This is a genomic window from Paenibacillus sp. DP01 (assembly GCF_044784315.1).
GTDB classification, from domain to species: domain Bacteria; phylum Bacillota; class Bacilli; order Paenibacillales; family Paenibacillaceae; genus Paenibacillus; species Paenibacillus polymyxa.
In genome coordinates this window covers 3878558-3902367 of record NZ_CP173059.1, presented here as the reverse complement: position 1 = coordinate 3902367, position 23810 = coordinate 3878558, and the positions used below count along the sequence as shown (strand labels likewise).

At 45.1% G+C, this 23810-nt stretch carries 21 protein-coding genes and 1 pseudogene; 16 read left to right on the top strand and 6 right to left on the bottom strand.

Annotated elements, in window-relative coordinates:
- Positions 1-314: 314 nt before the first annotated feature.
- Together ACH59B_RS17055 and ACH59B_RS17050 are read right to left on the bottom strand one after the other, a co-directional pair.
- Positions 315-1289 (bottom strand): alpha/beta hydrolase, encoded by a 975-nt coding sequence (locus ACH59B_RS17055; RefSeq protein WP_025365393.1) that lies wholly within the window; start codon positions 1287-1289, stop codon positions 315-317.
- A complete protein-coding gene (locus tag ACH59B_RS17050; protein WP_025365392.1) occupies positions 1286-1915 on the bottom strand; it encodes a TetR/AcrR family transcriptional regulator in 630 nt (209 codons plus the stop codon). The genes ACH59B_RS17055 and ACH59B_RS17050 overlap by 4 nt, the downstream gene beginning before the upstream one ends.
- Positions 1916-2136: 221 nt before the next feature.
- On the opposite strand from ACH59B_RS17050, the pseudogene ACH59B_RS17045 reads away from it, so the two are divergent.
- Both ACH59B_RS17045 and ACH59B_RS17040 read left to right on the top strand, forming a co-directional pair.
- Positions 2137-2363, top strand: a pseudogene (locus ACH59B_RS17045) (sigma factor); the annotation flags it as partial.
- 155 nt (positions 2364-2518) lie between these two features.
- Positions 2519-2989, top strand: a complete 471-nt coding sequence (locus ACH59B_RS17040; RefSeq protein ID WP_123797421.1) for a DUF523 domain-containing protein — start codon at positions 2519-2521, stop codon at positions 2987-2989.
- 93 nt (positions 2990-3082) lie between these two features.
- Here the strand turns inward: ACH59B_RS17040 and ACH59B_RS17035 are convergent, their stop codons facing one another.
- The gene (locus tag ACH59B_RS17035; RefSeq protein WP_277506855.1) at positions 3083-3832 is read right to left on the bottom strand and encodes a YdcF family protein; all 750 of its coding nucleotides are present in this window, start codon (positions 3830-3832) and stop codon (positions 3083-3085) included.
- Between the two features lie 211 nt (positions 3833-4043).
- On the opposite strand from ACH59B_RS17035, the gene ACH59B_RS17030 reads away from it, so the two are divergent.
- From ACH59B_RS17030 to ACH59B_RS17010, 5 genes are all read left to right on the top strand, one after another.
- Positions 4044-4931, top strand: a complete 888-nt coding sequence (locus ACH59B_RS17030; RefSeq protein ID WP_277506856.1) for a DMT family transporter — start codon at positions 4044-4046, stop codon at positions 4929-4931.
- Between the two features lie 168 nt (positions 4932-5099).
- Positions 5100-5876 (top strand): NAD(P)-dependent oxidoreductase, encoded by a 777-nt coding sequence (locus tag ACH59B_RS17025; protein WP_031461828.1) that lies wholly within the window; start codon positions 5100-5102, stop codon positions 5874-5876.
- A gap of 232 nt (positions 5877-6108) precedes the next feature.
- A complete protein-coding gene (locus ACH59B_RS17020) occupies positions 6109-7101 on the top strand; it encodes a sugar ABC transporter permease (RefSeq protein WP_016821653.1) in 993 nt (330 codons plus the stop codon).
- 18 nt (positions 7102-7119) lie between these two features.
- Entirely contained in the window at positions 7120-8013 is an 894-nt protein-coding gene (locus ACH59B_RS17015) for a carbohydrate ABC transporter permease (RefSeq protein WP_016821652.1), read from the top strand.
- A gap of 109 nt (positions 8014-8122) precedes the next feature.
- On the top strand, positions 8123-9664 hold the full coding sequence (locus ACH59B_RS17010) for an extracellular solute-binding protein (protein WP_404302194.1): 1542 nt from the start codon (positions 8123-8125) through the stop codon (positions 9662-9664).
- 71 nt (positions 9665-9735) lie between these two features.
- On the opposite strand, the gene ACH59B_RS17005 is transcribed toward ACH59B_RS17010, so the two are convergent.
- A complete protein-coding gene (locus ACH59B_RS17005; protein WP_016821650.1) occupies positions 9736-11997 on the bottom strand; it encodes an AraC family transcriptional regulator in 2262 nt (753 codons plus the stop codon).
- Positions 11998-12226: 229 nt separating this feature from the next.
- Positions 12227-12940: an expansin EXLX1 family cellulose-binding protein gene (locus tag ACH59B_RS17000; RefSeq protein ID WP_016821649.1), complete on the bottom strand. Its 714-nt coding sequence runs from the start codon at positions 12938-12940 to the stop codon at positions 12227-12229.
- A 350-nt stretch (positions 12941-13290) separates the two neighbouring features.
- On the opposite strand from ACH59B_RS17000, the gene ACH59B_RS16995 reads away from it, so the two are divergent.
- Entirely contained in the window at positions 13291-14007 is a 717-nt protein-coding gene (locus ACH59B_RS16995; RefSeq protein WP_016821648.1) for a metal-dependent hydrolase, read from the top strand.
- Between the two features lie 97 nt (positions 14008-14104).
- Here the strand turns inward: ACH59B_RS16995 and ACH59B_RS16990 are convergent, their stop codons facing one another.
- Entirely contained in the window at positions 14105-15184 is a 1080-nt protein-coding gene (locus ACH59B_RS16990; protein WP_016821647.1) for a M42 family metallopeptidase, read from the bottom strand.
- Between the two features lie 184 nt (positions 15185-15368).
- On the opposite strand from ACH59B_RS16990, the gene spoVAC reads away from it, so the two are divergent.
- The 8 genes from spoVAC (at position 15369) to yqeH (ending at position 23707) form a co-directional block, all read left to right on the top strand.
- Positions 15369-15875 carry a stage V sporulation protein AC gene (gene spoVAC / locus ACH59B_RS16985; RefSeq protein WP_016821646.1) on the top strand — a complete coding sequence of 169 codons (507 nt, stop codon included), beginning with the start codon at positions 15369-15371 and terminating at the stop codon, positions 15873-15875.
- Entirely contained in the window at positions 15872-16894 is a 1023-nt protein-coding gene (spoVAD, locus tag ACH59B_RS16980) for a stage V sporulation protein AD (RefSeq protein WP_016821645.1), read from the top strand. The genes spoVAC and spoVAD overlap by 4 nt, the downstream gene beginning before the upstream one ends.
- On the top strand, positions 16891-17247 hold the full coding sequence (gene spoVAE, locus ACH59B_RS16975; RefSeq protein WP_016821644.1) for a stage V sporulation protein AE: 357 nt from the start codon (positions 16891-16893) through the stop codon (positions 17245-17247). The genes spoVAD and spoVAE overlap by 4 nt, the downstream gene beginning before the upstream one ends.
- Before the next feature lie 215 nt (positions 17248-17462).
- Positions 17463-18422: a MoxR family ATPase gene (locus ACH59B_RS16970; RefSeq protein WP_016821643.1), complete on the top strand. Its 960-nt coding sequence runs from the start codon at positions 17463-17465 to the stop codon at positions 18420-18422.
- 2 nt (positions 18423-18424) lie between these two features.
- On the top strand, positions 18425-19672 hold the full coding sequence (locus ACH59B_RS16965) for a DUF58 domain-containing protein (protein ID WP_016821642.1): 1248 nt from the start codon (positions 18425-18427) through the stop codon (positions 19670-19672).
- Positions 19669-21915: a transglutaminase domain-containing protein gene (locus tag ACH59B_RS16960; RefSeq protein ID WP_123797416.1), complete on the top strand. Its 2247-nt coding sequence runs from the start codon at positions 19669-19671 to the stop codon at positions 21913-21915. The genes ACH59B_RS16965 and ACH59B_RS16960 overlap by 4 nt, the downstream gene beginning before the upstream one ends.
- Positions 21916-22056: 141 nt before the next feature.
- Entirely contained in the window at positions 22057-22587 is a 531-nt protein-coding gene (locus ACH59B_RS16955; protein ID WP_013372205.1) for a YqeG family HAD IIIA-type phosphatase, read from the top strand.
- On the top strand, positions 22580-23707 hold the full coding sequence (yqeH, locus tag ACH59B_RS16950; RefSeq protein WP_019688083.1) for a ribosome biogenesis GTPase YqeH: 1128 nt from the start codon (positions 22580-22582) through the stop codon (positions 23705-23707). The genes ACH59B_RS16955 and yqeH overlap by 8 nt, the downstream gene beginning before the upstream one ends.
- Positions 23708-23810: the final 103 nt, after the last annotated feature.

The following is a 23810-nucleotide window of genomic DNA, read 5'->3' as shown; positions in this document are numbered from 1 at the left end:
CTCTTGTAGAGAACGCGTTGTTTTCTAGTTCATTTATTCAATTCCGAGTCTTTATTCAAATGATCTCCAAAAAGGATCTTCTCCTGACCAGCAAACAGCATACACTTGTCTTTTGTCTTTATCAACATGCTCTGTACTCGTACTACCGTTTTTTTCGCTTAAATAATAGCTATTTTGCTATGTATTTTCATTTAAAACGCAAATAAAAGCCTGTAGTGGTTTTCTGCACTACAGGCTAAAAATGCTTGATATTATTGGGTATTTTTACTTCGTCAGGACAAGCTTTTTCGCTAGTCGGCTCTCTTGGAGTGAATTTATTTTCCTACATACTCATCCAAAAAGCGATCTACTGTTTTGAAATATTCAGTGGGGTAATGGTTGATGGCATCGATGTGCTCCGTATTTTGCGGGTACCATACTTCTGCTTTTGGGTTATCTTTTAAGGACTCGTAAATAATTTCTGTATTTTTATAACTGATTTGCTGATCTCCAGTACCATGAATGAGCATAACTGGCTTGTCTTGCATCTTTTTTACCGCATTCATAGGAGATATGGAATCAAGATCAACCTTAAAGACCCAATTTGCCATCCATGTCGATGTATAACTGAATGGAAATGCAGGTAGACCTGAAAAGTAGGGCAAACCCTCTCTCAGAAATAGACCAGCATTACGAAAAGGACTATCCGCAATTACGGCTTTGATGTCATCACTTTCACTTGCGGCTAGCAGAGAAGTAGCAGCACCCATTGAAAAGCCGATAACTCCAATGTTATCACCCGTATGGTCTCTGGATTTTAAGTAGCTTACAGCTCCTAGCAAATCGTATTTTTCATTGAGGCCCAGTGTAATCAAGTCACCATCGGATTTACCTTGCGAGCTGAGGTCAAATGCCAATACATTGTAGCCTTTCGGAACGAAATGCTCTACTAACTTTTGGGTCCGCCCTTTGACTAAACGATTGCTCGTATATCCATGGACGACAACAATCGTCTTATCACTTGGTTTACCAGAAAGACCATTTGCAGGAAAGAAAGTACCTCTAATCGTATTATCATTTTTCAAACTCTTGAACTCGATCTCTTCGTAGGGTGTTTTATCGATATTCAATTCGTAGCTGACATTAGTGTCTCTAGGATGGTGCAACAGGGTGTCTACTACTTTATAAGATATAAAAAATACAAGAGCCATTACAAGCAGAAGCACGATTCCTAGGCTCCATAAAATTTTCTTCCGTTTTTTCACACGAACGTTAAATGTCAGATCGGGTTGTAATGATGTTTGACTCATTCAGACTCCTCCGGTTTTTCTTTAGGTTGTATGGGTGCGAACAAATAAAAGGCATGCTCCTTCAGATTTTCCCACTCCGGATGCTGAATAATACTTTCTCCAAGAGTTAAGCCCACTCCATTTAAGAAAGAGATATAGGCACGAGAGATCATTGCTGGAGAAAAGCATTTGTTGAATTCTCCCATTAACTGTCCCTTGGCATAGATGCATTCGATCGCATCTGTCATTACCTTTACACTTTCAAGGACCTTCTGTGTAAGTTCAGGGAATCTTATTCGTTGTCCTAAGACAGATTGAACAAGCCGCAATTCATTTATATAGGAGTAGATATGGTTGAATTGTTCTGCCACCATGCTCTTAATCAATACGCCTGGTGTCCCTCCTTTTTTTAGACAAGCAAGCGATTTCACCTGAATATCAGCAAGCGGCTCAAGGACTGCGGCGTAGAATAAAGCTTCTTTGCTAGGAAAATATTGAAAAATGGTTCCAGGAGTCACTCCCACACTCTGAGCAATGATAGCCATTGTGGTATTAGAATATCCACTTTCTGCGAACAGGACAACAGCTTCTTCTAGGATACGTTTACGCCGCTCCAGTCTTTTTTCTTCATTGATGGGTCTTGCCAAATGTATTCCCCTTTCTTTAAACTAAACTTTCATTAATTAAATGATTAATTATTTAATTAATAATATATCTAAAATTACGACTTATAGCAAGAGTGAATTTATTTTATTTACGAGCAGGATGAACCTCAACATATAAAAATAAGCCGGAGTGCTGCCCAATATGCGCCTCAGGCTTGTTTTTATCAGATTATTTTGGATGAGTTAAACGTTCCGCCTTCCTTAAATTCGATAACACCGGCGAAGATTTGAAGGATCTTATATCCATCGGTACCATCGGACTGATCAAGGTCATTAAAAGCTTTCAGAATGGGAAAGGCACCAAGTTAGCAATATTTGCAGCTCGTTGTATAGAAAATGAGATCCTGATGCATTTGCAATCTCTGAAAAAAACACGCAAATACGTATCACTCCATGATCCTATAGGGACTGAAAGGAAGGCAACGAGATTTGAATACAGGATTATGATTATGTCATCAGCTGGACGAATATCCTGACGGAGCGCGGACGTAGTGGCGAGTCTAAATTTTCGCACGATGACTCTTTGAGAAAATTTGTTTATACTTTAATTACTTAATATGAAAGCAATGGATATGAGGTGAACTAATGATTCTGGTAAGTTCATGTTTGGCAGGCATGAAGGTGCGATATAACGGGACGGATAGCCTGGATGTACATATTCAGAAGTTGGTAGAGGAAAAAAAGGCAATGACGATCTGCCCTGAGCTACTTGGGGGCTTTACGACGCCGAGAGACCCTGCTGAGATTGTTGGAGGGACAGGGGAGGATGTGCTGACTGGCACCGCCAAGGTGATCGAGTATTCAGGCAATGATGTCAGTGATATGTACATTAGAGGTGCGCACGAAGCTTTACATATAGCCAGAGAGGTTAACGCGTCACTTATTGTTTTAAAAGAAAACAGTCCGTCCTGCGGATCGGCAGCGATCTATAGTGGGGCATTCGAAAACCGTAAAATTGCAGGCAATGGGGTAACCTCCGCCTTGTTAAAAAGGGAGGGCTTTAAGGTCATATCAGAAGAACAAATATCGGAAATTTTCTTGCATGAGAATATGTAATGATAAAACAAGCGTCTTAATCGCTTACTGGCTTATAGCGGTAAGCGCAAGACGCTTGTTTGTGCTGTGTTCCTTTTACACCTGTGTATCACATTATTTGAGCTTTAATGCCAAAATCCCCAAATACTCCTTGAGGGCTGTCCCGATTGTAGATATGGCTCCAGCAGACGGTGAGAGCTTGGCAGCATATAGTGACAGCTTTTCACTTGCCAGATAGTCGGTTGGATAAGCTGTGGCTTGCATACCTGCACGCTGAAATTCCAGTGCAGCACGGGGCATATGGAATGCTGAGGTCACCAGAATAGGTTTTGTGAGCTGGTGCTGTTTTAAAATTTGGGAGGTATATACGGCATTTTGCTGTGTATTTAAGGAACGGTTTTCGATGAAGATGTCCTTTGCCGGAATACCGAGTCCTATTAGCTGCCTCTGCGCAATATTCGCTTCATTACCACTGTCTCCAAACACTTGTCCACCGGAAAAAAGGATAGGTAGACCTGTTGCTTCATGCAGTCTGGCCGCAGTGAGCAGTCGGTTGGCTGCAGACCCTAGCATATTACCTTGCCCGTTGATGTCGGGAGTTCCCTCTGTAGCTCCGCCCCCAAGTACGATAATAACATCACCTTGAACGGTACGGGGCTGTGGATACTGCTTTTCCAGACTACGGATTAACAAATCTCCAGCCAAATTGGTCGATGAAACATACAGCAGCAATGTAACAAGGAGCAGTACGACAGCAGGTTTACGCGCCCGTTTCCATAGCCAGATTACAAGCCCTGCCATCACGAGGATGAACAAACCGGGAGGAAGCACAAAGCTGTATAGAAATTTGATGAAATAAATCAAGTGCAGACAACCTCCTATCCTAATAAGCTTTATCTATTGGGTACATTGTAACATAGGCCAAAGACTGGATTCCTCTGTTCGAAAACCTATCCTATGAACAAACGCACTGGAGAAGCGGAGCTTTTCCCTATATATTTTTGTTTGATAAAGTTGTCCCATAGGCGTAATATATAAAGTCTAGTGATTTTTTTCATAGAGGAGCGAGTGCATCATGGGAGAGTTAACGACAGCCAAACGGATAATGATGATCGCGCTACTGGTCGTATTGTGGGGCATTTCTTGGCCCATCTATAAAGTTGCACTGGAATTCACACCTCCCCTTTTGTTTGCAGGACTACGCACACTGTTGGGTGGCCTGCTATTGGGAGCGATTTTAGCACCGAGATGGAATCGCATTTGCTGGAAAGAAAATTGGCGGGTGTATGCTATTTCAGGTATTTTTAACGTAGTTCTGTTTTATGGCTTGCAAACCGTGGGGCTCATGTACGTTCCATCAGGTCTGTTCTCTGTGCTGGTATATCTTCAGCCTGTGTTGGTTGGCATTTTTGCATGGATGTGGCTGGGAGAAGCAATGTCCAAGCTCAAAGTGATTGGATTGGTCATTGGATTTCTTGGCGTGGCAGCTGTCAGTGTCGGAGGCTTTTCAGGACATGTGGCTGTTGCAGGTGTAATTATTGCCATTATTACAGCGGTGAGCTGGGCGTTAGGAACCGTGTATGTGAAAAAGGTTAACAAGCGTGTGGATTCGTTGTGGCTGGTCGCATTTCAATGTACACTTGGAGGCATCGTGTTGACAGGGGCTGGATCGGTAACGGAAAGCTGGTCAGACATCGTATGGAATGTTCCATATGTGTCAGGACTGGTGTTCGGGACTGTGCTGGGAATTTCACTATCCTGGCTGCTGTATTTCACGCTGGTCAATTCGGGAGATGCTAGTAAGGTCGCTTCCTATACGTTTTTGGTGCCGGTGATTTCGGTATTTGTCAGTTCTATGCTGCTTCACGAATCGATTACGGCTTTTCTGCTGATCGGTCTGGTATTAATCGGCTTTAGCATTTATCTGGTTAATCGCAGAGTGAGGGTAGTACGGCAAGCTTGAAATTAATAACTTAATAATAGCAACAAGTAAGGACTCTGCTCAGGTAGCAGAGTCCTTTTTTATAGCTGACAGAATGCAGCGAATGATGGTATCAAGGTTCCCTCTTTAGGGAGTTGGTTAAGCTATGGATGACAGCACACTGTCACATAAAGAAGGGAGATGCGGACGATGGCACGGAAATTATTGATAACAGGGGCGGCGGGCACAATTGGAAAAGTACTCTACGAAGGGCTAAAAGCGGAAGGGAAATATGAAATAACCGCCGCCGATGTAATGAGGGATGAAGAAGCAGGGATTGTCGAACTGGATATACATGATGCTGCAAGATTGGCTGAGCTTACACATCGAGTGGATACGGTACTGCATTTTGCATGGATTAAGGATGAAGGGGATTTCCTCGGCAAAGTGCTGTCTGGCAATGTAAGCGGAGCCTATAAGCTATATGAAGCTGCGGTCAAAAATGGGGTGAAGCGCATTATTTTCGCCAGTTCCAATCATGCCACAGGGTTTTATAAAGTAGGCGAAGCCATAGATGTAGAAGATCCCTACCGACCGGATAGCTTTTATGGATTGAGTAAGTGCTATATTGAACTGTTGGGACGGCTGTATGCCGATCAGGGCAAAATATCTTCAATGAATATCCGCATCGGTAATTTTCCTGGGGATGATCGGCCGCATTCGGAGCGTGCTGCTCATATATGGATCTCCGAGCGCGATATGATCCATCTGACCGTCTGCTGTATCGAGGCCCCTTCGGAGATGAGTTATCTTAATTTGTACGGTACGTCAGCCAATACGGATAATTATTATGACATTGGTTACTTGGAAGAACTAATCGGATATAAGCCGCAGGATAATGCCGCTGAGCTGCTGGAGCAGGCCAAGAAAAACGGATTTCGAGTAAAACAGGATGAAACCATTTTTCAGGGTGGGCAAAAGGAATAGAGCAGATCGTCCAAATATGCTTGCGAATGGGCTGAAGGCGTCGATCAGGCGCCTCATATCACATAAAACTTCACAAATATCCGAATTGTTCACTCCTCTGGACACTCCTTTGTTCATGAAGCATGAGAGGCTTCACTTTTCATTTTGAATGCGCTTACATAATATATAGTTATACGGCGGCGATGCTACAAACCTTGCAGTCGGTATGTATATAGAGGGGGAGTGACTCACATTGAATCAGCCTATGCCCAAAAATTCTGCAATGCTTACGACGGATTCCCGCTTGAACGGTAGGCTGGGAACAGGCAAGAAACACGGTTTTTTCTATGAACTGATCCGCAATCGAGTATTATTTCTGATGTTGTTGCCCACTTTAATCTTTTTCTTCATAAATTCGTACATTCCTATGGTCGGCATTTATTATGCATTTACCCAGTTTGACTTTAATACCAGCCTTTTTGAGGCCCAGTTCGTCGGACTCCAGAATTTTCGCTTTCTATGGCAATCTGGTACGCTGACCAAATTGACATTGAACACGGTTGGATATAACGCGGCGTTTATTTTACTCGGCAACGTGTTAGCGATTGTCCTCGCTATTTTACTGAATGAGTTGCGAGGCCGCTACTTTAAAAAGATCACTCAATCTGTGATGTTTCTTCCATATTTTGTTTCCTTCGTCATTCTAAGTGTCATCGTGTATAACATATTTAATTATGATAATGGTTTTCTGAACACGTTGCTTGTGCAATTCGGTGGTGAACGCGTGGATGTGTATAACAAACCATGGGTGTGGATTTTCCTGATTATCCTGTTCTATTTGTGGAAAAATCTCGGCTACAGTATGGTGATCTACCTGGCAGCGATCACAGGGATCAGTGACGAGTATTATGAGGCAGCTAAAATAGACGGAGCCAACATTTTTCAACGAATTTGGTACATTACCGTTCCTATGCTCAAGTCAACATTCGTTGTGCTGCTGTTATTTGCACTGGGTAGTATTATGAAAGGACAATTTGATCTGTTCTATCAGTTAATCGGTAACAACGGTGTGCTGTACAATACGACGGATATTTTGGACACTTATGTATATCGTTCCTTGAAAGTAACTTTTGATGTGGGTATGGCTTCGGCCGCAGGCGTGTATCAATCCCTGTTCGGATTTGTACTGATCATGACCGTGAACTATATCATTCGCAAGCTGAACGACGAATATGCCTTATTCTAGAAAGGAGGACCGAAACGGATGGCGATCAAAGAGGATGTATACACTCGACTTTTTAAAATTATCTCTTATGTGATTATCATTGTGGCATCCATTGCTTGTTTACTCCCGTTCCTACTTATTATTTCGGCTTCACTAACCAGTAATGAATCGATTATCAGGGATGGCTATCACTTCATTCCACAGCAATTCTCGCTGGAAGGATACCGGACGGTGTTCACCTTTCCTGAAGAGGTGTTGCGGGCATATGGGGTGACGATTTTTACCACGGTTGTAGGTACGACGCTGGGCCTGTTCCTGATGACGATGGCCGGATATGTGCTGGCACGCAAAGATTTTAAATACCGCAACGCGTTTTCATTCTATATTTACTTTACGACGTTGTTTGGAGGCGGATTAGTACCTTGGTACATTATGCTCACGAAGTATTTGGGGCTGCTAGATACGTATACAGTGCTTATTTTCCCGGGATTAATGACTCCATTTCTAATCATTTTGATGAAAAACTTCATTCGTTCCTCCATGCCGGAAGAACTGTTCGAGTCCGCTAAAATAGACGGTGCGGGTGATTTTAAAATTTACTACCGAATTGTACTGCCTTTATCTACACCGGGTATTGCCACTGTGGGGCTGTTTCTGGCTTTGGCTTACTGGAATGACTGGTTTTCATCCTCACTCTTTATTAATGACCCGCATAAATACCAGTTGCAATACTATCTGTATAATGTCATTAACTCCATGCAATTTATTGCTCAAATGGGTGCAGGTACCGGCGTGTCCCTGTCCAACGATATGCCGACAGAGTCGACCAAAATGGCAATGGCGATCGTGGTTACGGGTCCCATTTTACTCCTGTACCCGTTCATTCAGCGTTACTTTGTCAAGGGGCTGACGATTGGTGCGGTAAAAGGATAAGCGGCACTAAAGGCTGAGATGGCATAATGTGCTGACATTGTGCCATCCAAGCAGCACTTTTTGTAAGCGTTTTATTTAAACGGACTACCATTTCAAAGGGAGGATTCACATGACATTCACAAAGAAAAGAAAACAACGCATGTCCATCCTGATTGCAGTAATGGTTATCATGGCGCTCTTAGCCGGATGTGGGGGCGGTAGCGGAAACAGCGCACAAAAAGCAAATGGAGAGGATGATAAAGCCCAGAAAGTACAGCTGCAATTTTATATGCTGGGTGATGCTCCTAAGGATCTGTCTACCATTGAGGCAGAGATTAATAAGTTGGCAGAAAAAGATCTGAATGCCACCGTCAAATTTAACTATACGACGTGGACAGACTGGGATCAAAAATATAAGCTGTTATTGTCTTCGGGTCAGCCTATCGACCTGATCTTCACTGCAGATTGGACGCAGTATCAGGCCTATGCCAAGAAGGGGGCATTCCTGCCGCTAGACGATCTGCTGCCTAAGGCCGCACCTGCCTTGCAAAAATTCGTGCCTCAGGACATGTGGGATGGGGTTAAAATCGGAGGCAAAATTTATACCGTGCCTGGCACGTATAAAGAATATGTCACAAACGGTTTTGTATGGCGTGAGGATTTACGCGAAAAGTACAATTTGCCTAAACCGACAGACATCAAAAGTTACGAGGCTTACATGGACGGGATACGTCAGCATGAGCCTAGTATGAAAACGGTATCTTTGAACAGTGATATCAAGGGAAATCTGCATGATCGTTATACCGAATTAGTAACGAAGAGTATAGGTGCTTTGCCTTATGGCATTGGTATCAAATATGAAAAACCAACAGAGGTGTATAAATATTGGGGCTCAGATGAACAAAAAGAAGAGCTGAATACTTATAAACGCTGGGCTGATAAAGGATTCATTCCTAAAAACGTATTAAACGTAAAAGATACGCTTCAGGATCAGGTCACTTCTGGTAAAGCTGCGAGTATTTTTGGCGACAACCCAACCCGGTTTAATGATATGGTCATTAAGCTCAAAGCATCTCATCCCGACTGGAAGCTTGAGTACTATCCATTCCCGCTGACAACAGGCTATGCAACTCCGGTGCATCCGATCCATAATGGCTTTGCAATTCCAAAAAGCAGCCCGAACCCAGCCCGTGCATTGGCCTTTTATGAAAAGCTGGTAACAGACAAACGTTATAATTTGCTTACGCAATATGGTATTGAAGGCAAAAACTACGAAGTCAAAGATGGTTACTATCATATGATAGGTAGCGGCAGTACGAATGGATTTTCACGGGAAGGAATGAACAGCTGGGCTTGGCGTAACCCGGAATACATGCTGTTTGATTCAGGCTTTGACCGTGTGAAGAAGATTTTTGCCGAGCTGGATAAAATCCAGAAGCCTGACCTGTTTACCGGTTTTGCAGAGGACTATACGACCTACCAAGCAGAAAAGGCGGCATTAGAACAGGTCGAGAAGCAGTATCTGTACCCGCTTCAAGCTGGGCTGATCGACAATGTTGATCAAGGTCTTGAGACTTTCATGCAAAAGGCGAACCAAGCTGGTTTGGAGAAGATTCAAACCGAATATACAAAACAATGGGAAGCCTATGTGAAGGAGAAGGGGATCAAGTAAAACGTTAAGAGCTGTGATCTAAAGTAGAAGCAAGTCTCCAGAAAGTTGGAGGCTTGCTTTTTTGATATCGCCTATTGCGCATTCGCTTTAGAACGGCGAAAATCTGTGGGTGTCACGCCTAAACTGCGTTTAAACATACGGTGGAAATAAGAGCTACTCGCAAACCCGGTTTGTTCTGCCACGTCAGCCACCGACCAGTCGGTCTGTTCCAGCAGCTCACAGGCCTTGCGAATACGAAGCTGCTGGATGACGTCTACGATGGTAGACATGGTTTGTTGCTTATAAAGCCTGCTGACATAAATTGGCGACATATCCAGCTCTTCCGCAATCTGATTGAGACAGAAATTAGGGTCCGTATAAGCTTGCTCCATTCGTTCGTTGATTTGTTGTACCAATCGTTCTTGCTTTGTATTTCGTTTTTCCGCCAGATTGGAGCGAATCTGTTCAAAGACCAATTGGTAATGAGCAATAAGATCCTCGGCGGTCTCTAATCGATCTGCGGATGGTAATTCAGGTTTAGATTCGATAGCAAATCCATTGAGCTCACTTATATGCCGAACGGCATTATTCACACTCATGATAAGCCGAGATATTGCCACCCGCACAGAGGAAAACGGATATTGCTCCATATGCATCAACAGATCTTGGAACATCCGGTGTGCATCCTCCGTATGACCAGATAGCAGCGTATCCAGCAATTTTTTTTCTTTATCCGATGGAAATACATAAGTATTTTGGACATCTTCATCTGTAGTGTTTCGCGCATCAATAATACAGCCATGACCCTGAAAAAAACGGTGCATAGATGCGTTCTCTACCTGGCGGTACAGCAAATGCAGCCGTTCTGGTTGACTTGTAATTACGCTGTAGGTTAGTGATACACTTAGCTTCAAATATTCGAGACAGGCTTCGCGTATTTGGCGTAATAGGGTTTCCAGTAGTACCGTGTCTGTATGTTCCGCAGGGTCTAAAATGTTGAGCATCAGCAGGACGCTATCCTCATCCATATCAACGGTCTCCACCCGATATGTTTGCCCGCATATTTCAGAAGCGATATTCATGATGGCAAACTTGTAAGGTAGCAGATCAGGTCCACGCTCGCTTTGCCAGCGGGCATATTCATCTATGCGCAGGAGTACAAGCCGATAGTCTTTGTCGAACTGAAATGTAATCCCAAGCTCGCGCAGTCGTTCCGGTTCTTCACCAGCAGGAAGATTTCGGATTCCCCGAATCACATTCCGTAAAATGTTTTGCCGAATCGTGTACATACTGTTGCGTTTCTCCGATTCCAGTGAATTCATATGCACAACAATTTGACCAATAGGCGTATACAGCATTTTGGACAGCAGCCAGGAAGCTACAAATCCTGCCATTCCGATGATGGCCGCGATCAGTACCATGGCATTACGAATAACACTCGCCATTTTGATAACGCTTTCATAAGGTGTGACACTAATATACTGCCAACCTAGTCCATCCGGGGAAGTATAGGAAATCAGTGATCTTTTACCATGAAAGTCTTCTACAAAATAGCCTGTTTCCTGTTTTTTGACTCTAGTGTGCAGCCATAGCTGTTCTTTTTCGTTCAAAGCTTCGTCTGTCAACGTTGTACCAGATAACAATCTGCCTTGATCGTCTAAAATATAAGCAGTCCCACCTGAGATGGGGGTCGACGCCATTTCCTTGTTCATCCAGGCTGCTGACACGTTCACAATCACAGCCGAATTTATCGCTTCGTTCGAGTTGATTGCGTCATAACATAAATACGTATAGGCTGCGATGTCTGGGCTTGCTTGCTCTACGCCAGCTTCGGGGTCTGAGGCAGACAGCAACGGATACGTGCGTGGAATAGGCGTAAAGGGTTTGTAGTCCTGATAATGATCCAGCACGCGAATGATGTCTGTATCAGCCAGTTCATGCTTGCTGAATAACCCGTTTTGGCCTTGTGAGGACGCAATGTAGAAGGTGTCACTTTTAGGGTTATACACGTAGATGGATTCAATATAAGGCATGGAGTTAAGATAATTATTTAATTCGGTCATGGCAGCGGTTACATCATATACATTGGGCTTGGGATAATACAACAGCTTGGATAGGGTACTGCTGCGATACATTTGAAATGCCAACGATTGAGCAATAGATGTCATGTTGATGACCTCTTTGCTTCTCAACGTTAAGCTATTGTGATTGGCTTCGAACGCCTGCTCCTTTTCCACGCGAATATAGTAGAAATAATATACAGTGGTGGATACCAGCAACGTTAGTGTTATACATAACGTAATGCTGACCAGCAATTTGCTGTGTAGCTTGTGATGCTTTTTGAAATTGCTCATATGAACAGGCCTCCTGTCTGTGTGAACGTAGCTGTAAAGTACACCCTATTTATGTATTCATTATACGTATGATTTTATGAACAGGACAGTGAACAAACCGATTCTTTGTGAAAAATAATGATTTTTTCGTAAAAAGACCGGGAACACGGATACGCAAACTAGATTGCGTCGGTTCCCGGCCTGTTTTATTGGTTCAAATGAAAGAAGCAAAGATGAGGCGGCATTTCAATTAGTCAGGAAATTGAACATTACCTTTAACAATATAGGCTTGGCCTGTGCCATTTTCCGCTAGAGCTGGGATGGTATCATTCAGTACGACACCGCGAATGTCCGTAATCCGTATTTTCAGAGGCTGTTTTCCTAAGTTAGTACCCAGAAAGTGGTTGTAATCCTGTTTTTCGAGATTGAGCCATTGCCCGTTTTGTTGGACCTCCATTTTTAAGACTGGATATTTATGATTGCGTACTTGAATGGCTGCCCACCATTGGCTGCTGCCTTCTTTAATGCGGTAGGAGACATTACCACTAACCGGAGCTTTGACAACTTTCCATGAAATATTGATTTTTCCATCCTTTTGATTGCCAATCAGGTTGAAGGCATTCGGAGACAGATCAAGTGCGCCACTCGGACCCTCAGGGTATAAATCTGTTACATAGACGGTTGTTTTTCCTTTGGGGCCTTGAACTTCTAAATAGGCTCCAGCTAATGCGGCTTTAATTCCGTTATAATTCAATTGTGTGGGGTTAAGCGCTGTAATTTTGGCATCAGAAGGGATAGGATCAAGCAGTAATGCTCCTCCAGAGTAACCTGATCCTGTATATGTGGCGTACCCCGTGTATGTATCATTCCAAGCAGCTGAAGCGGGAAGTGCGAACAATACGACACTTAGCAACGACGTCAGACCAATCGTTTTGAACTTTCGGAACAGAGATTTTTCTTGCATAATCATTTCCTCCTTGTTCATTTAATAGATTTATATAGTAAATATAAACACTATATTAACTAATATTCCAAATTGTACAATAGGACTTTTAGGCAAAAAGAAAATGTTGAAGATATTTGTCAACATACCCATAGGTCATATGGCGTGTTTTTTGAGAAATGGCTGTACAGATAAAGAATAAGGGGAGGGTCAAGTAATGGAGGGCGAAACTAGGACTTTTGGATGAAGTCTTTTAAATAGAATAAGCGAACTATTGTTCTCGTTTTGATTGTCGTATACAATCGAATCATGCTGATTCAAATAGAGTAATGTCGACTCTGTGTATACTGCAAGAAAGGATGTTATGCATCATGATGGGAAGAGCCCATTTAATTATTGGAACCGGGGTCTCCCTATCGGTATTAGCCTTAAGTGGATTCGAAGTGACTCCGGCTGCCGTGGCAGCCGCTGTGGTTGGTTCATTGCTGCCGGATATTGACGAGCCTAACTCCATGCTTGTGAGCCGTGCGTTACCGAACAAAATGCTTAGGCTCATACAGCTTCTAATGATTGGGGCTGCGGGTTGGGTGTTTTTCACCCGTTTGGCTCCGCCACCCTGGAATCTTGTTTTGGCTTTGCTGATGATCAGCGCTTCTTTTATGCCGTCACGGTCTATGCGTAAAGTTATCATTTTTCTAATTGGTATCGGCCTTGCCTGGTATGGGGAATCATATGCACCGTGGAATTATATCGCCGGGTGTCTGCTGATCATATGTACGCTTGTTCCGCACCGAGGATTGACGCATACGGTATATGGGACAGTAGCATGGACCGCGCTGCTTTACGGCACGACACGTTTGCATGGCGACAGTATATGGCTGGCTGGAGGTATAGCGTACTTGCTACATTTATTGGCAGATTCCTTGACGAATAACGGAATTAAGCCTTTGCCGCCATTCAAATGGAAGCTAAGATTTAGATTAATGAGCACCGGAACCCGGAAGGGAGCAAAGGTAGAAAATATCTGTATCACCTTAACAGCTGTACTTGTAGTGATTGCTTTGCTTCGGTACAAGCATTTAATTTGAGAACTCTTCTATTTTTTCTTCTATTAAATTAAAAAACAGTCAAGCACACGTATGTGTCTTGACTGTTTTTTTATAGATTCTTATTCTCTGTTACTTCTTAAGCTCGTTCAATAATGGTATTCAGTGTTGTGCGATCCAGATTTTGAACCAACTTAATGATCAGTTCCTTGGCCGCATCATAATCATCGGTGTGAATAATGGACGAGGAAGTGTGGATGTATCGTCCACATATGCCGATGACGGTAGATGGCACACCAATTCCGCTCAAGTGCACTTGACCAGCATCCGTTCCCCCAGTGGAGATAAAATATTGGTACTTGATTTTGTGAGTTTCCGCCATGTCCTGCACATACTCCACAATTCCGCGGTGTGTAATCATACCTGGATCAAAAACCCGCAACAGTGCGCCTTTACCAAGCTGTCCGTATGCGTTCGGATCCCCACCCATATCGTTGGCAGCACTGCAATCCAGTGCAAAGAAAATATCCGGCTGAATCAGATTGGCAGCTGTGCGTGCACCGCGCAGTCCCACTTCCTCCTGAACCGTAGCTCCTGCATACAATGTATTTGGAAGCTGGTCCTTTTCCTTATGTAATGCCTCCAACAGCTCAATGGCCAGGCCAACACCATATCGATTGTCCCATGCTTTAGCCATGATTTTTTTTGGATTCGCAAGTGGAGTGAAATCACAGATCGGAGCGATCGCCGTTCCGGGTACAATCCCCAGATTTTGCGCCTCCTGTTTGCTGTCTACGCCGATATCCAGGTACATATGCTTGATGTCCATCGGTTTGCTGCGTTGCGCTTCATCAAGCAAATGTGGTGAGACAGATCCAACTACACCAATGATTGGGCCATTTGGGGTCAATACTTGAAGACGTTGTGACATGATGGCTTGGCTCCACCAGCCTCCAACCGGCTGAAAACGAATCATTCCATTTTCCGTAATGCCATTTACAATAAAACCAACTTCATCCAGATGTCCTGCCACCATTACACGTGGGCCACTTTCTTGCCCGCGCAGTACACCAAAAAGACTGCCCAAACGGTCCTGCACGATTTCATCCGTATAACCGGATATTCGTTCTTTAACCCATGCCCGCAGCTCACGCTCATGTCCAGGAATGGAAGGGAACTCTGTTAAGGTTTTAAACAATTCCAATGTTTTTGCTTCCATGATGTATACCTCACTCCTTATTAATTAACCAGTGGTCGTCATGTATTCAGTATGAATGGATTTGTACGGAATGTCCACGATATCATTTTCCTGACATAACATTTCCCCAAAAAGCTCATAATGTTAAGGAGCCAAGCAATCTGAACCGCCAAGCGCGGAACTTTTGAATAAGGGGTGGTGAATGATGCCAGCTAAGTCAGGACAGCGCGGTTTTCGTACCAATTCGTCGCCGTTGTCCATAAATGAGAAAGACTATCAAAGTGTTTCCCAAAAGCATGAACCTTCCAGAAAAGTATTTGCCAATTGTGTGCGTGCTTTTCTGGTTGGTGGCGTCATCTGTGTGATTGGGCAGGCGATTCAGGAAGCCTTTATGGCAGGGATGCATATTCCAGCCAAAGAAGCTGCGGCACCAACTGCATCCATGATGATCCTCTTGTCTGTTATATTAACCTGCATCGGGGTCTACGATAAGATTGCCCAATGGGCAGGAGCGGGAACCGCTGTACCCATCACAGGTTTTGCGAACTCAATGTGTTCAGCTGCATTGGAGTATCGTTCCGAGGGATTGGTACTTGGAGTGGGTGCAAATATGTTCAAGCTGGCAGGCTCCGTTGTTGTATTTGGTGTTGTGGCCGCATTTATCGTGGGCGTTATATACGCAATCCTCGGTGTGGGGGGCAATCACTTATGAGAAGACAGGGAGGACAAACCTGGAAGTTCGAGTCGAGACCGCGCATCATTGGGAGTGCAACTGTTGTAGGCCCGGATGAAGGAGAGGGGCCGTTGTCCACAGATTTCGATTATATTTATGACAATATCGAAATAAACGAGAAAACATGGGAAAAAGCGGAACGAAGGTTAATTGAGCATTCTACAGAGCTTGCGTTAATTAATTCCAATTTAAACAAAGAGGAAGTGCAATTTTTCATAAGTGGTGATCTGATGAATCAGATTATCAGCAGCTCATTTTCGGCTAGCAAGCTTGCTATTCCCTATTTAGGTGTTTTCGGAGCCTGCTCAACGTCGATGGAAAGCTTGGCTTTAGCAGCACTTATTGTGGATTCAGAGGCGGGCGACTACGTGATGGCGGGTACAACCAGCCATAACTGTACTGTGGAAAAACAATTCCGCTATCCTAATGAATACGGAGCACAGAAGCCCCCCACAGCTCAGTATACTGTTACCGGTTCCGGGGCGGCCATTGTGGGACATGCGAAGTCAGGTACGGTGGTAGATTGTGCCACTATTGGGCGTGTAATGGATATGGGCATTAAAGATCCCTTTAATATGGGCGGGGCCATGGCTCCAGCGGCGGCGGATACGCTTTTATCTCATTTCCGAGATACAGGCAGGGACCCAGGCTACTATGATCTTATTGTAACAGGGGATTTAGCTTCCGTAGGGCTGCCGATTGCCAAGGAGCTGCTCAAAAAAGATGGATTCGATATGAATCAAACGGAATTTAATGATTGCGGTTTACTGATTTACGACATCAATAAGCAAAAGAAGGTCATTGCAGGTGGAAGTGGTTGCGGATGCTCAGCTGTTGTAACCTATGGACATCTGTTAAAGCGGATCGAAAAGGGAGAACTACAAAAGGTGCTGGTCGTGGCGACCGGAGCGTTATTGTCTCCTTTGACTACACAGCAGGGTGAAAGCATTCCATGTGTTGCACATGCTGTAGCTTTTGAAGCGGGAGGAAAAGTATGATATTTCTATGGGCTTTTTTAGTGGGCGGTGCCATTTGTGTCGTGGGTCAGTTGATGATGGATGTAATCAAATTGACCCCGGCACACACAATGAGTACGTTGGTGGTAGCAGGTGCAATTGCCGACGCTGTCGGAATATATGATCCCCTTATCAAATTTGCTGGAGCGGGTGCGACGATTCCAATTACCAGCTTTGGTAACTCACTCGTACATGGGGCACTAACCGAATTGGAAAAGGACGGATGGCTTGGTGTTATTACAGGGATCTTTAGTCTGACAAGCGCAGGGATTTCCTCGGCGATTATTTTCTCTTTTCTGGCATGCTTGTTTGTTCGTCCAAAAGGAAGCATATAAAGCAGGGTGCTTTAAATAGGATAAAAAGTAAAATAAATTGTATACGTGAACCCTTCGGATTTGATAACCGAAGGGTTTTTGACTGTTCCAAAAAATATGTACCTATAAGAGAAGATGGAGCTTGAATAATATGGGCAAGGAGTTAAGTGTACTCTATGTCCACCTTCATGTACAATAATAGGAAACATGTTGCTATCTAGGAGGTTTACAGAGTTATGCCCGTGCGTCAAGAATCTGTGCAGATTGTATCTGCAATCCGTTCTAATCTGGAATCATGCATATTAGGGAAATCCTTTGAAATAAAATTATTGCTTACGGCTATGCTGGCGGGTGGACACATTCTGATCGAAGACGTTCCGGGTACGGGGAAAACGCAAATGATCAAGGCTCTTGCAAAATCCATGCGTGGTGATTATCGCCGTGTTCAATGTAATCCTGATATTCTACCGAGTGATATTACAGGGGTATCTATATTTCATCCACGGGACGAGCGTTTTTATTTCCGTCCGGGTCCGGTTATGACTAACATTTTGCTGGCAGACGAAATTAACCGAGCGACGACGAAAACCCAGTCAGCTCTGCTGGAGGTTATGGAGGAACGAAGTGTGACGGTGGATGGGGACACTCATATGTTGCCTCATCCTTTTATGTTGTGTGCCACTCAAAATCCAATTGATTTTGAAGGCACTTATATGCTGCCGGAAGCACAATTAGATCGTTTTATGCTCAAAATCAGCCTGGGCTATCCTGATTTGGAGACAGAGCGCAACATGCTGCTTCATCATCAGACGGGCCAGCCAGCAGATCGTCTGGAGGCTGTAGCGCATATGGAACAGATTGCTGACATCCAGCAGGAAATCAGAGATATCTATATGGACGAAGCGGTGACGTCCTATTTACTCGATATCGTGCGTGCGACGAGAGAACATCCATCAGTGCTACTGGGAGCTAGTCCACGGGCCGCACTTGCTTTTGTCATGGCTGCCAAGGCATTCGCTTTTCAGGATAACCGTGACTATGTGTTGCCTGATGATGTGAAGGCGCTGGCACCTTATGTGCTGACGCACCGTTTGTTGCTGCGTCCCGAAGCACGCCTCGATAGCTCCAACGCCCAGTCCGTGCTGCAGTCCGTGCTCCGACAGGTTCATGTACCCGTACGAATGGAGCGTCCTTAGGAATGAACATGGTCAAAAGGAAGCGCAGGCTTCCCCGGCTATCAAGTCGCATCTGGCTTATGCTATGTATATGGGTAGTGTGCCTGCTTTATTTGTTGTTTCAGGGTGGAAAGACATCGGTCATGCTGTTTTCTATGGTTACGTTGTTAATCGTTTATTTATGGATGGTTGGTCTGAGTGGAGTTCGTCGCGTCCAGGGCCATCGTCAGCTTTCGCAAGGCTCGGAGTTTGGCGAGCTGCTGCATGCGGGAGATCAGGTACACGTAAAGCTCAGTCTGAGCATTCCTGGCTTTCTTCCGTTACCCTATGTCATTGTTCGCGAGGTGCTCAAGCGACATACGGGGGAATCCTGGTCGTTTGAAGACAGTGTTATCCCTAGTATGAAAGGTGGCGGCCAGCTTACATTTCAAACCCCTGCTTTAGAACGAGGAAGCTACTATTTTGAGGAAACCGAATGTGTGAGTGAGGACATCTTTGGCCTGTTGGAGCACAAGGGCAGGTTGAATGCACGCGGTGAATTTCGGGTGCTTCCTCGCACGGCATTCATTCCATATTGGCAGATCAATGATCGCCGCTCAAGGATGTCTGGACCGCAGACCGTTCAAACTCGAACGCGTCGTGAAACGACGCAAATTAACGGTGTACGGGATTATGTATATGGAGATCGGTTTTCACGCATCCACTGGAATGCGACGGCTCGTACAGGTAGCTGGAAATCCAAGGAATTTGAACATGAAACGGTTCCCAAAACGATGCTTGTGCTGGACGTGCAAACAAAGCATTATGTAAACCCCGATCAGTTTGAGCTAGCTGTATCTTCTACCGCTTCATTACTGGAATACGGTGGACGGGAGCGGATGGGGGTCGGACTGTGTACAGCTGGAGAGAAGGGGAGTGTTTTTCAGCCAAGTGAGCAGATGATGGAACGACAACGAATGATGCATCACTTGGTAGACATCCACACCACTTCGCAAGGCAGCTTGATGACTGCTGTAGAAAGCTGTGTGCGCCAGTTTCCGCAAGGCTGTTATTTTATACTGATTAGTCCGCTGAAGGATCATCAGGCGCTGGAACTTCTTCGCTGGGCCGATACCCGGGGGATGACTCCGTGCCATGTCTATATCGGCGAAGGCTCTGCCGAGGGAGAAGCTGAAAAGTGGATGAGTATGCTTCGTGCAAGGGGAATTAAGGGCTACGATGTTGAGAGCCTCGAAGAGCTCCCGGCTGTAATGGGGGGAGGGACACAATGAAAAGCTGGTTACAATCGTTAAAGAGCTCCTGGGCTCCCGCCTTTACGTTCTTGTGGATTATTATTATTGCTATGCAATGGGTGTCTTTTGCTTCTGAATTATGGCTGGAAGAGACGAGGGCACTTGTACTGATGACCATTACAATGCTGGCGCTGGTGAAGATTTTACTACCATTCCGTCCATGGATTGAATTTGTCGTTAAGGCGGTAACGCTGTTCTTTATTTTGTATCGGACATTAGTGTCTTACTCCATCATTATCCCCTTTGGCGGGGCAGCCAATCGTCTGGATCAGTTTATATCTAATATGTCTCCTTATGTTTGGTTTTCCCTCATTGCTTGGCTAGTCATTGAAATGGTGCCGCTCATCGTTACCACGAAGCAGCGGATTCTAGTTTTTGTGGGCATCAACGTTGCAGCTCTGGCGGTGCTTGATTCCTTCACACCAACTGTGCTGTGGGAGGAGGTTGCCTGGATCGTCTTTGCTGGTATGGGATGGCTAGTGACACAGCATCTGCAGTATTTTCGTCAGCATTATCCTCAAGGATGGAAGCATATTCGGCGTTATCCGTATAAAATTGCGGCCAATATTGCTGTCATTTTTGCGCTTATAATTATGGCGGGTGTGAATATGCCCGAGGTACAGCCAGCTTTGACGGACCCCTATACAGCGTGGACCCAGCGCATTAGCTCAACCACCGCAGGAACCACCAATGGATCTGGGGCACTGAATCAGCGCATGAACACCGCATCTGGTTATAGTCGCCAGGATAATCGATTGGGTGGAGGTTTTAATTTTGATTATTCGCCTGTCATGACTATCACAACTAATCAGCGAAGCTATTGGCGAGGAGAAACGAAACGAACCTATTCCGGTACAGGTTGGGTCGACGTGGGCAACGATGATCCAGCACCAAATGAGGTGTCGATGACCGCAGAGCTTGAAAACGCACAAGAAACGAGACACTCTACTGAGCAGGTCGTGCAGACCGTTACCATGCAAAATGATCAGAGCTATCCCGTTCTGTTTGGCGCCTATTCGGTGCATCGTGTTCAATCGGTGGACAGAGATTCACGGGCAAACGGGTTGCGTTGGAATCCGGAACAGGCAGAACTGCTTTGGAATCCAGCCTCTCGAAGAACTGCTTATCCTAAAACGTATACTTTGGTATCGCATGTCCCAGTGATCCCTGAGAAAGAACTGCGTAGAAAAAGTTTTAATGAGTTGTATGGAAAAAATAAACAGGAGGCCTACTTACAAATTCCAGAGGAATTGCCGCAGCGGGTTCGCGATTTGGCTCGCAATGTTACGGCGACGGCCAAAACGCCGTATGAAAAAGTCGGATTGCTACAGCAGTATCTACAGCAAAATTATGCATATACGAACAATCCGGATCTCTCACGGAAAAGAAGCAGGGATTTCGTGGATGCCTTTCTGTTTGAGATTCGGGAGGGCTATTGCGATTATTATTCCACTTCATTAGTCATGATGGCTCGCTCCGTTGGGGTTCCAGCCCGTTGGGTCAAAGGGTATGCTCCTGGCCAGCAGACGTTTTCAGATGATGCAACCACGGGCGATGGTGACGAAAACATGTCCTCTTATTCCGTGACAAACGCGGACGCTCATTCCTGGGCAGAGGTATATTTAGGCGAATATGGCTGGGTTCCGGTAGAAGCTACGCCTGGCTTTGATATGCCGTTACTTACAGAGCAGGAGGATTCAAAGACTCCAGCCGCCCCAGAGGTCAAGGATCAGCCAGAATCAGAGCAGCCTGAGCAGACTCCGCAGACGGATCCAGGGGAAGGCTTAGAGATTCATCCTGTAATCATAGGCTCTGCTGTTGCCATTCTTCTGCTGTGGGCTGCTTATATCATTTGGCGTAATCGGGCAGACATTCACTTTTACCTGCTGCGTTTACGCACAGGTAAACCGCTGACCCCAGATGAAAAGGTGATCGTCGAAACGGAACACTGGTTACGGTACATGCGAAGGAAAGGCTATGTCCGCGCAAGCCATGAGACACTGAGGGAATCAGTCGACAGATGGTCACAAGAAGCACCGGAACGCGCTGTGATTTTACATCAGTTACTAGGACGCTTTGAACAAGCGCGTTATAGTCCTTCGTCGGTAACCGCCGAGGATTGGCGCAGTGTTCGCCAGCAAGCTACCCTGTTGCAAAAGGAACCATGGATAAAACGATGGGCTGGGCGAAGAGCCAAGTCTGACCAGAAGGATGAAGGCTAGTCATTTTTACTAGGTTTGGTGTCGCAATTTTTAATCTTAATCTATATGTTTAGTAAAAAGCTGTCCGTTTGTTGCGGATAGCTTTTTACTAAGCCATAGTAATATGGTATAGTTTGTCGTATGAAACTGAGGTGACCGACGTTGTTTGAAATGCTGATGCCCAAATTACGGGTGAATACCGTCTTTGATATTGATCTTGAAGGCTTGTATGCTCAAGGATATCGCGGCATTATTACGGATCTGGATAACACGCTGGTCGGTGCAAAAGCGCCGAACGCAACTCCCGAGCTGGTGGCCTGGTTTGAAAAGGTCAAACAGGCGGGTTTTAAGCTTGTCATCGTGTCTAATAACAATATGGACCGTGTATCCGTGTTTGCTACGCCTTTGGACATTGAATTTATACATGCCGCCCGGAAGCCATCCAACTCGTCCTTTCGTAGAGCCATTCGTATGATGGGGCTTACTCCGGAAGAGACTATTATGGTCGGGGATCAAATGTTGACGGACGTATTGGGAGGCAACCGAATGGGTTTGCATACCGTTTTGGTGCTGCCGATATCCATTCATGATGAAGGAGTCATGACCCGATTTAATCGACGGTTGGAGCGAATCGCGCTCACAAGGTTACGTAAGAAAGGCTTATGGCTTGAGGAGGAAAAGAAGAATGACTGAAAGACCTGACGGTGGAACTGCCGTCAAATGTAGTGGTTGCGGTATCGCCATGCAGACCACTAGCCCGGACCTTCCGGGATATATTCCGGAAAAATTATTAACTCGTGAACCGGTCATCTGTCAGCGTTGCTTCCGGATCAAAAACTATAATGAAACCTCTTCGGTGACGGTAGATCAAGATGAATTCTTGAAGCTGCTTAGTCAGATTGGGGACAAGGATGCGCTCGTCATCCACATTGTAGATATTTTTGATTTTGAAGGTAGCTTGATTTCCGGCCTACAGCGTTTTGTAGGTTCGAATCCGGTTGTACTGGCAGTCAATAAGACTGATTTGTTGCCTAAGGTCACAAACTGGAACAAGGTACGTAACTGGGTACAAAAGCAAGCGAAGGAGCAAGGGCTACGCACGGAAGAAATCGTACTGTGCTCTGCTAAAAAAAATCAGGGCTTTGACCGTCTGCTGGATGTGGTATCTGAACTGCGTGGTAACCGTGATGTATATGTAGTCGGAGCCACAAATGTGGGTAAATCCACGCTCATTAACCGCTTGATTCGTGATTATAGCGATATGGAGCAGGAACTCACAACATCCCGTTACCCAGGAACTACACTCGATATGGTGAATATTCCGCTCGACGACGGCAAGCACATTATTGATACTCCGGGTATTGTGTACCCTTGGCGGTTCAGTGAAATTGTCTCCCGTCAGGACTTGAGTGCTATTATGCCGGACAAGCCGCTGAAGCCTGCTGCATATCAGCTTGATGCAGGACAAACATTGTTTTTCGGCGGTATGGCCCGATTTGATTTTGTAGACGGTCAGCACCAATCTTTTACCTGCTACATTAACGGTGGTCTTAAAATACATCGCACGAAGCTGGAGCGAGCTGATCAGTTGTTCGCTGATCATGCCGGGGAGCTATTGTCTCCACCAACACGCGATCAATTGGCAGAGATGCCAGAATGGACCAGACATGAGTTCCGCGTTCCACGCAAATCTCCATCGGACATCTATATATCCGGTTTGGGATGGATTAGGGTGAATAGTGAGAACGGAGCTCTGGTAGCGGTTCATGCTCCTCGGGGAGTCCGTGTGCTTTTGCGGCCTGCGTTGATTTAACAATGCTGTAACCAAGCTATAGGGCGGCAAGGAACACATACGGGTTCCTGCCGCCATTCATGTATTTGAGCGGCCTAATATTTTGCAATATGGGGGAGAGCAA

Coding starts and splice junctions, on each gene's coding strand:
- ACH59B_RS17055 (WP_025365393.1), bottom strand. CDS start 1,289: ATGAGTCAAACATCATTACAACCCGATCTGACATTTAACGTTCGTGTG.
- ACH59B_RS17040 (WP_123797421.1), top strand. CDS start 2,519: ATGATTCTGGTAAGTTCATGTTTGGCAGGCATGAAGGTGCGATATAAC.
- ACH59B_RS17030 (WP_277506856.1), top strand. CDS start 4,044: ATGGGAGAGTTAACGACAGCCAAACGGATAATGATGATCGCGCTACTG.
- ACH59B_RS17025 (WP_031461828.1), top strand. CDS start 5,100: ATGGCACGGAAATTATTGATAACAGGGGCGGCGGGCACAATTGGAAAA.
- ACH59B_RS17015 (WP_016821652.1), top strand. CDS start 7,120: ATGGCGATCAAAGAGGATGTATACACTCGACTTTTTAAAATTATCTCT.
- ACH59B_RS17010 (WP_404302194.1), top strand. CDS start 8,123: ATGACATTCACAAAGAAAAGAAAACAACGCATGTCCATCCTGATTGCA.
- ACH59B_RS17005 (WP_016821650.1), bottom strand. CDS start 11,997: ATGAGCAATTTCAAAAAGCATCACAAGCTACACAGCAAATTGCTGGTC.
- ACH59B_RS17000 (WP_016821649.1), bottom strand. CDS start 12,940: ATGCAAGAAAAATCTCTGTTCCGAAAGTTCAAAACGATTGGTCTGACG.
- ACH59B_RS16995 (WP_016821648.1), top strand. CDS start 13,291: ATGATGGGAAGAGCCCATTTAATTATTGGAACCGGGGTCTCCCTATCG.
- ACH59B_RS16990 (WP_016821647.1), bottom strand. CDS start 15,184: ATGGAAGCAAAAACATTGGAATTGTTTAAAACCTTAACAGAGTTCCCT.
- spoVAC (WP_016821646.1), top strand. CDS start 15,369: ATGCCAGCTAAGTCAGGACAGCGCGGTTTTCGTACCAATTCGTCGCCG.
- spoVAD (WP_016821645.1), top strand. CDS start 15,872: ATGAGAAGACAGGGAGGACAAACCTGGAAGTTCGAGTCGAGACCGCGC.
- spoVAE (WP_016821644.1), top strand. CDS start 16,891: ATGATATTTCTATGGGCTTTTTTAGTGGGCGGTGCCATTTGTGTCGTG.
- ACH59B_RS16970 (WP_016821643.1), top strand. CDS start 17,463: ATGCCCGTGCGTCAAGAATCTGTGCAGATTGTATCTGCAATCCGTTCT.
- ACH59B_RS16965 (WP_016821642.1), top strand. CDS start 18,425: ATGAACATGGTCAAAAGGAAGCGCAGGCTTCCCCGGCTATCAAGTCGC.
- ACH59B_RS16960 (WP_123797416.1), top strand. CDS start 19,669: ATGAAAAGCTGGTTACAATCGTTAAAGAGCTCCTGGGCTCCCGCCTTT.
- yqeH (WP_019688083.1), top strand. CDS start 22,580: ATGACTGAAAGACCTGACGGTGGAACTGCCGTCAAATGTAGTGGTTGC.